At 71.7% G+C, this 346-nt stretch carries 1 protein-coding gene; it reads left to right on the top strand.

Translation table 11 applies throughout. From position 1 onward, the window contains the following. Positions 1 to 79 precede the first annotated feature (79 nt). The coding region (locus tag ABQ292_RS26650) for a leucine zipper domain-containing protein (RefSeq protein WP_369210713.1) at positions 80 to 346 on the top strand (267 nt) is incomplete at its 3' end.

Genomic DNA, 346 nt, shown 5'->3' with positions numbered 1-346 from the left:
GCGGACCGGGCTTGAACGAAGGAGAACCTCCGAGTGGGGTGTGGCTTGTCGAAGGCCCAGTCCCTGCTCGGAGGTTCTCGTGTCCCACCGTAATGCCCGCACCACCGTGCACGGCCGGAAGCTGATCGTCGATCGGTACCGAGCGGGATGGCGGCAGGCGCACATCGCCGCGGCGATGGGGATCTCCCGCAAGTGCGTGCGGACCTGGCTCACCCGCTACGCCGCCGAGGGCGAAGCCGGGCTGGCCGACCGCTCCAGCCGCCCGCACACCAGCCCGACCCGCACCCCGACAGAGACCGAAGACCGCGTCGTCGAGCTGCGCAGCCAGCAGCGTCGCGGCCCGGCC

This window comes from Geodermatophilus maliterrae, from assembly GCF_041018925.1.
Taxonomy (GTDB): Bacteria; Actinomycetota; Actinomycetes; order Mycobacteriales; family Geodermatophilaceae; genus Geodermatophilus; species Geodermatophilus maliterrae.
This window is presented reverse-complemented; position numbering and strand designations above follow the sequence as displayed.